The sequence below is a fragment of the Roseibium sp. genome (genome assembly GCF_048260565.1).
Lineage (GTDB): Bacteria > Pseudomonadota > Alphaproteobacteria > Rhizobiales > Stappiaceae > Roseibium.
Genome location: NZ_JBLXGP010000030.1, coordinates 1 through 6,401, shown reverse-complemented (window position 1 = coordinate 6,401; position 6,401 = coordinate 1). Strand labels below are relative to the sequence as shown.

At 60.8% G+C, this 6,401-nt stretch carries 9 protein-coding genes; 4 read left to right on the top strand and 5 right to left on the bottom strand.

The features are described from left to right. Positions 1 to 413: 413 nt before the first annotated feature. Both ACN0SO_RS27105 and ACN0SO_RS27100 read left to right on the top strand, forming a co-directional pair. Positions 414 to 698: a CopG family ribbon-helix-helix protein gene (locus ACN0SO_RS27105; RefSeq protein ID WP_164198091.1), complete on the top strand. Its 285-nt coding sequence runs from the start codon at positions 414 to 416 to the stop codon at positions 696 to 698. Next, entirely contained in the window at positions 686 to 979 is a 294-nt protein-coding gene (locus ACN0SO_RS27100) for a type II toxin-antitoxin system RelE/ParE family toxin (RefSeq protein ID WP_164198089.1), read from the top strand. The genes ACN0SO_RS27105 and ACN0SO_RS27100 overlap by 13 nt, the downstream gene beginning before the upstream one ends. Before the next feature lie 87 nt (positions 980 to 1,066). Here the strand turns inward: ACN0SO_RS27100 and ACN0SO_RS27095 are convergent, their stop codons facing one another. Together ACN0SO_RS27095 and ACN0SO_RS27090 are read right to left on the bottom strand one after the other, a co-directional pair. Beyond that, complete coding sequence (locus ACN0SO_RS27095; protein WP_164198087.1) at positions 1,067 to 1,453, bottom strand: helix-turn-helix domain-containing protein; 387 nt, start codon at positions 1,451 to 1,453, stop codon at positions 1,067 to 1,069. 48 nt (positions 1,454 to 1,501) lie between these two features. Continuing rightward, complete coding sequence (locus ACN0SO_RS27090; RefSeq protein WP_203595131.1) at positions 1,502 to 1,933, bottom strand: replication/maintenance protein RepL; 432 nt, start codon at positions 1,931 to 1,933, stop codon at positions 1,502 to 1,504. Positions 1,934 to 2,695: 762 nt separating this feature from the next. On the opposite strand from ACN0SO_RS27090, the gene ACN0SO_RS27085 reads away from it, so the two are divergent. Next, the gene (locus tag ACN0SO_RS27085; RefSeq protein ID WP_164198083.1) at positions 2,696 to 2,920 is read left to right on the top strand and encodes a hypothetical protein; all 225 of its coding nucleotides are present in this window, start codon (positions 2,696 to 2,698) and stop codon (positions 2,918 to 2,920) included. A 162-nt stretch (positions 2,921 to 3,082) separates the two neighbouring features. On the opposite strand, the gene ACN0SO_RS27080 is transcribed toward ACN0SO_RS27085, so the two are convergent. Next, on the bottom strand, positions 3,083 to 3,631 hold the full coding sequence (locus ACN0SO_RS27080; RefSeq protein ID WP_164198080.1) for a hypothetical protein: 549 nt from the start codon (positions 3,629 to 3,631) through the stop codon (positions 3,083 to 3,085). Continuing rightward, positions 3,628 to 3,888: a hypothetical protein gene (locus tag ACN0SO_RS27075; protein WP_164213862.1), complete on the bottom strand. Its 261-nt coding sequence runs from the start codon at positions 3,886 to 3,888 to the stop codon at positions 3,628 to 3,630. Before ACN0SO_RS27075 ends, ACN0SO_RS27080 begins: the two co-directional genes overlap by 4 nt. Positions 3,889 to 4,040: 152 nt before the next feature. Between ACN0SO_RS27075 and mobQ the strand changes: the two genes are divergently transcribed. Further along, positions 4,041 to 5,270, top strand: coding sequence for a MobQ family relaxase (mobQ, locus tag ACN0SO_RS27070; protein ID WP_417682962.1), 1,230 nt, complete (start codon positions 4,041 to 4,043; stop codon positions 5,268 to 5,270). 371 nt (positions 5,271 to 5,641) lie between these two features. Here mobQ and ACN0SO_RS27065 read toward each other — a convergent pair. Further along, positions 5,642 to 6,401: hypothetical protein (locus ACN0SO_RS27065; RefSeq protein WP_417682960.1), on the bottom strand; the 760-nt coding region annotated here is incomplete at its 5' end.

Below are 6,401 nucleotides of genomic sequence, written 5' to 3'. Positions count from 1 at the left end.
TATCGACTTTCGGCTCTTGCTCTGCCGCTTGGACAATCAGGTCCGTGGTCAGCCCGCGGGCCCAGTGCGTGCGGGCTGCCGCCGCAGATACGTCATGCAGGATCATCAGGGATAAGATCGCTGGTTTGAAATGCCCGTCAAGGGGAGCAAAGACAGTGAACCTGACCTTTGGTCACGGGCCCGAATAGCCGGCGGAGCCGACCGGGGCCTCGCCATCCCTACTGCTCCCTTTGGCACAACCGCGAGACGAGGGCGGGCCGCGCTGCTGCGCGCCCCATAAAACCCGTTCTCCGACTCCCAGCTACTCAGGGTTGAGCCGCTCAGGTCTCCGCGAGGCTGGGGATCTCTCTGGTTCCAGTGCTGGGCCATGCTATATAAGAGGTATTACCTCGTAATACCCAGGGAGCTATTCCATGTCTGCTACCCATCCCGTCGCGGTGAAGCTGGACGCCGATGTTCACGCTCGGATGCGCCAGCTTGCCAAGGCGCAGCACCGCACTCCGCACTACCTGATGCGGGAAGCGATCGCCCAATATGTCGAGCGCGAGGAAAAGCGCGAGGCGTTCCGGCAGGAGGCCGTAAAGGCATGGTCGGCGTATCAGGCCACTGGTCTGCACGTCACCCAGGCCGAAGCGGACGACTGGCTGGCCCAGCTTGAGGCCGGCCAGGACGTGGAGCCTCCTGAATGCCACACCTGATCTGGACGCCGGAGGCCCTTGCGGGTGTCCGGCGCTGCCATGGCTTCCTGGCTCCGAAAAACCCGGATGCGGCGTCTCGTGCCGTGCGGGCCATTCGCGAGGGGATGCAGATCGTGGCCGCGCATCCCGGCGCGGGCCGTCCGGCCGACAAGATGGATCCGGAGTTTCGGGAATGGCTGATCCCGTTCGGCGAAAGCGGCTATGTCGTTCTCTACCGCGTCGACGGCGAGCAGGCCGTGGTGCTGGCGGTCAGGCACCAGAGAGAAGCGGGATACTACTGAGCTACGGAAATGGGATCTGAAGGCGCTCCCCTGCTAAAGGAGTGCCCCCGGCATCTTACCTAACCTGCCCTAAACAATACTTGTACGTCAGCGCCCCAGAAGCCTTCTGAAGAGCCCGCGAGGCCTCTTGTCTTCTAAGAGTGCCGTGGCCTGATGTCGCCACTTGTCCCGATCCTCTCGCAAGTCTGAGATTACGGCTTCTTTGTCGGCTAGCCGTTCTTGAGCTGCTTCAAGACGCGCTTGTAAAGCCTTGAGTTCGCCTGTTTCCTCCCTGTTTACTTGCGGTTTCTCAGGTGTTTCCTTTTTGTGATTTTGAGGTGTTGGGGGGTAAACCCTGTGCAACTCGGACGGATCTATTCTGAACACACCTGTATCGTCTTTAAAGGCGGATATGCGGCCTGATTTTATGGCTTTAGATATGGTTGCCTTCGACTTCCCCGTGGCCTTCGCAGCTTCTCCAAGGGTGTACACCATGGGGTTTCCTATCGTTCGCAGTTGCCAGTATTCATGGTGCTGACCTGTTTACTCTTCATCTTTCCCAGGTGTTCCTGGAAGATCGGTTTCCATGCCTGGGAAACTGGGCTGTGAGATCGGTGGCAAGCCACTGCCAGAGGGGATTTGCATCTCACCAATGCGGGGCAGTCGGTGCAGAGCGGCTTTGTCTGCCACGATGGGTTCGGGTTGCTCATCTTCGGCCAGCAGGACTTCGGCTTGCAGGCGAGCGTAGCGCAAGCGGTCTCTGGCCTCGGTCCAGACAACACGGCTGTTGATGACGTATGCATTTACGGTGCCGCTAGCACCGATCTGCTGAACCTCAATCCAGTTTCCGGCTTCCAAGGTTCTAAGGGCACGTTTCACGGTCGAGGCAGACGACCCCATGAGCTTGGCTAGAACTTTGTGTGAGGCAACAACCGCGTTTTGTTCGCCGACATTTGCCGCCAATACGTGTAGCAATGCCGAAGCTGCCGGGTGTTTCGTTCCTAATCTCGCCCAAGCCTCGTGCGCTGCCCGATCCGTTTGCACAAAGTGTCCCCGTGCTGGCTTGGATGGGAGCGTGGCTCGAGTTTCCGGCTGCCGCTGACCTGGTTCATCCATGACCTACCCCTAGCTCATACGTGACTAAATTTCGCTCATTTGTGGGCGCATGTAGATCATGGATGTTTAGTTCTGTCCCGTCAAATATTGACCATACGTGCACTAATTTCGACCAGACCTAGGTCACAGCTGTGACCTAGGGGTAGGTCACAGCTGTGACCTACCCCCCCCTGCCAAGTAATTGATTTAAAATGAAGAAAATTTTGCGCCTTCTAATGATCTATAGGAGGGCAAAAAATCCCCGCTCGTTCGATCGGGAGCGCGCCCCATAGCGCTGGTCGAGCGATCGGGCGAGGGGGGAGTTTTTGAACGACGCAGGCGACGAGGGAGCCTGCATCGAAGTGTTAGTCTCGGCGGTACTTTAAGTAGTTCGCTACTTAACCAACGGTGCGAGTTACCAGGGATGGGGTGGGTCAGGCAGGGAGGGGAAGGGATACCCTCCGGCGTGTCTGTTTTAAGTTCTCTAATGTTGGGTGTCGCGTGGAGGGACGAACAAACCGGAAGGTGGGGCGAACACGTCGAGATGAAGGAGTGAAATTTTGGGGGGTTGAAACTGAATGCTGAAAATCTGCGTTAATCCAAAACCTTGAATGAAACTACGTGACGTGTGGAAGTCTAAGCATGAAAACTGGTTTGAGAATGTCTTATTCAGGCTACGCATCGTTGGCCCTGGGAACTGGATTGTTGCTCTCAGACCGCTTTTACGCCGGCACCGTTTTCTCAGGATTCCAGTCGCGCACAACACTTTTCCCCTTGAGCTTGGGGCTTATCCTGCTGGGTTACACGTTGCTGCTCGCTGCGGTCCTTCGCAGGATCACCAAAAAAGAGCGCCGATACCTGCGTTGAGCCGCTTTTCTAGAACCGATTGTTCGGGGAAGTCAGCGCAGGCTCCTCGCTTACGCGATTAGTCAGAGGGGCGGCGAAGAAATCTTGGCGATTGTCCGGGTCATCCACACGTCGCGCGACTGGTCTGCCGCGCAATGGCTGGAGTGACCCCTGTCACCGGTTCTACTCTGTGATCCAGAAGGCGCAGAAGCTGGACCCGTTGTCCTGCTCAACCACCTGCCCCCCGAACCACGATCTGCCGCAATTGTAGCTCACCAGATCATTGACCGAGAGGGCAGACTTGGCCGTTTCCATCCCATAAGCCAGCAGAAGGCCCAGAACGGCCCCTACAGCGAGCATAGAGACCAGCCAGACCCAGAACCCCCCGAAGTAGCGCCAGGCCTCTCTACGGGCCTCTCCGGCGGCCTGTGTGAGGTTCCGGGCGGCGTCGATGCTCTCGTCATGGGCCTTCAGGATGGCGTCTCTCGCGGCCTTCTCGGCGGCTTTGGTGGCTTCTTCCTTGAGGTAGGCTGCGACGGTCACCAAGCGGTTGTCGATGGCTTGGTGGACCTCGGAAGCGGCCCTGTGCATCCGGTCGACCCCCTCGGCCAACTTCTGGTGCAGGGCCTGTGCGTCCTTCTTGTCGAGGCTGGTGCGTTGGAGCTGGTCCATGTCCTTGCGGATCAGGGTCAGCTCATCGGCGAGGATCTGGAATGGATCTTTGGCGCTCATTGTCGTTCCGCCTTTGCCGCGGCGTCATCGAGCTCTTCCAAGAGGCCGATGATTTCCTTCTGATCGACTTCGCGCGTCACGGCACGGCGCAGCAGGGCGGCGAGCGCCCGGGCCTTTTCCGGATCCTTCAGCGCGTTGGAGATCGCGACCGATCCGACGATGATCTTGCGGCGGGTCTCGCTGGCCTTCTGCCTCTCCTTCAGCCGGGCCAACTTGGCCTGCGTTTCCGCAATTTGCTGATCGATGCTGCGCGCCATTCTTACCTCCGCACGATTGAGAACGGTTGATTTCTCGCAAAGGTTGATTCAGGGTGCAACCACGAAGTGCCCACTTATACAAACGCTTAGCGTTTGTGTGGGCGGGGGAGACTGGCGTTTCCCCTCGACCCCTAAGCGAAGTGCGGCCCCGAATGGCGATCTATCATCTCAGAGCCACGATGATCTCCCGCAGTCAGGGCCGCTCCGCCACGGCGGCTATCGCCTACCGGGCGGCGGAGCGTATCGAAGATCACCGTACGGGGCTGACCTTCGATTACGCGGGGCGCAGCGGCGTCGATCACACCGAGATCCTCGCCCCCGACCACGCTCCGGATTGGGCCTACGACCGATCCGAGCTGTGGAACCAGGTCGAGCGCGCCGAGACCCGGAAGAACAGCCAGGTGGCCCGCGAGGTGCGCGTGGCTCTGCCTGCCGAGCTGGCCCACGCGCAGCGGGTCGAGCTGGTCCGGGACTTCGCCCAAGAACAGTTCGTGGATCGCGGCATGGTCGCGGATATCGCCCTGCACGCGCCCGGGCGCGACGGCGATGATCGCAACCACCACGCCCACATCCTGCTCACCACGCGCGAGATCGGCGCCGAGGGGTTCACCACCAAGAACCGCGACTGGAACAAGGTCGAGCTCCTCGAGCATTGGCGCGAGGCGTGGGCGGTGGGCAGCAACCACGCCCTCGAGCGCGCCGGCCTCGAGCAGCGCATCGACCACCGCACCCTCGAGGCGCAGCGGGAGGAGGCACTGGAATGGGCGACCGAGGCGCGGGAGCGCGGCGACGAGGGCACGGAGCTGCGCGAGACCGTGCGGGCGATCTCGCTGGACCGCGAGCCGCTGCCGCAGCTTTCACCGGGAGCGTGGCAGATGAAAGAGCGCGGCCACGAGGTCGGCCGAGTGCGCGCCTGGCACGAGATCAAGGCGCAGGCGGTCGAGGTCGCCCGCGTGGCGCAGGAGCTGGCGGGTCATGTCCGTGATTGGCTCGACCATGCCGCCGAGCGCACCTTGGATCGGCTGGGCGGCGGTCGCGCCGAGCTGGCGTTGTCCGGAGTAGCTACTGACCAGGACCGGCCTGCCGATCTCGCGACGCGCCTGCGCGAGGCCTGGGCCGATCGCCAGGAACGGCAACAGGAGCTGCCGGAGGTCGAGGTCCCAGAACGGGATACCTCTGAAGGTCTTGCCGCGCGGCTACGTTCTGCTTTTTCCGGGGTGGATCGTGGCGCTCTCAGAGAACGGCTCTCGAGCTATAGACAGGAACGAGAGGATTACGAGGTGAGCACAGCCCAAGAGCGGCAGCGTGACAGGCACCTCGAAAACGACCTCGAGCAGGAGCGTCATGCCATTCGTGATCGGGGCTATGACCACGAGTTGTAAGCATCATGCTGCTGCGGCGTTTCCCGTCAGCTTTTCTGAAACTCAAGGCGCCCGAGCTTCAGGTCAGGTGACGCGCTCACTCTCCTTTTGATTGCACGTGAAGCCATACTGCTCCCAAGAAAAATTGGAGCGTGATCCGTCGCCGATACCAGGCCCGGAGTTTTTGGTCCTGATCCCCCACCACTCACGGAGTGGATCGCGCTCACCGCCTTGCCATTTTGAAGCCATGAGAATCGCTTGTCCGTGATATCGTGATAGGGAGCGCGACGAGCGCGCCCTGCGGTGGGACGGATCTAATCACACTGCGGCCGGCGCGGCGTCAGAGATGACCCCCGGTTACGGGCTCGCCGCGCTCACTAGGTCAGACAATCTTAGGGCACGTCCCGCGTTGCGCGCGGGCGAAAGAGATCTGGGAAGTCGCGCGTAGCCGCGAAGAGACCTTGGTCGACGGCGCGCTTGCGATACGCGATCTGCGCCCCGCTCATCATGTCCTGGCCCAAATATGTGAGGAAAGCTAGCAGGCTGCGATACTTCACGTGTGGAGATTGGGTCGCAAATCCAGAAAGCCCCGCAATCCATAATCCGCCGCGCTCATCGGGAACGCCGAAGCGGGCAGACTGTGCTCCCTGGTCCTGCAAGTTCGCCGCGAGGATTGCGGAGGTGGCCGCGATCAAGTCCGCGTCCTGAAGCGCGTAGACGATGGCGCGATCCAGCTTTTGAAGCAAGAATTGGCGCGGATCTCCGGCGCCGCCGCGCTCGATCCATCGCTGTAGTGTGTGGCGCGTCAAAACGACGATGGAGTCTTTAGTCTCCTTGGCCGTAAGCTGACGTAGAATGTAGCGCACCAGGTCCTGCCTGAAGCCATCTTGCTGATCGGCATAGCGCAACTCCGAGTCCCGCCGGGCTCCGCGAATGACCACCTCGAGGGCCCGGGTCCGATCTTGCTTGGTTGCCCGTGCAGCGGCGCATCCTGGGTGCCGGGCAATGCGTTTTGCCGCGCGTTGCAAAGCAACGAGGCTGCGCCCGCTCTTTGCGGTCAATGCGGCCGCTATGATATCGACTTTCGGCTCTTGCTCTGCCGCTTGGACAATCAGGTCCGTGGTCAGCCCGCGGGCCCAGTGCGTGCGGGCT

Bases quoted from the DNA above. Each gene is read 5' to 3' on its own strand.
- ACN0SO_RS27105 (WP_164198091.1), top strand. From the start codon at position 414: ATGTCTGCTACCCATCCCGTCGCGGTGAAGCTGGACGCCGATGTTCAC.
- ACN0SO_RS27100 (WP_164198089.1), top strand. From the start codon at position 686: ATGCCACACCTGATCTGGACGCCGGAGGCCCTTGCGGGTGTCCGGCGC.
- ACN0SO_RS27095 (WP_164198087.1), bottom strand. From the start codon at position 1,453: ATGGTGTACACCCTTGGAGAAGCTGCGAAGGCCACGGGGAAGTCGAAG.
- ACN0SO_RS27085 (WP_164198083.1), top strand. From the start codon at position 2,696: ATGAAAACTGGTTTGAGAATGTCTTATTCAGGCTACGCATCGTTGGCC.
- ACN0SO_RS27080 (WP_164198080.1), bottom strand. From the start codon at position 3,631: ATGAGCGCCAAAGATCCATTCCAGATCCTCGCCGATGAGCTGACCCTG.
- ACN0SO_RS27075 (WP_164213862.1), bottom strand. From the start codon at position 3,888: ATGGCGCGCAGCATCGATCAGCAAATTGCGGAAACGCAGGCCAAGTTG.
- mobQ (WP_417682962.1), top strand. From the start codon at position 4,041: ATGGCGATCTATCATCTCAGAGCCACGATGATCTCCCGCAGTCAGGGC.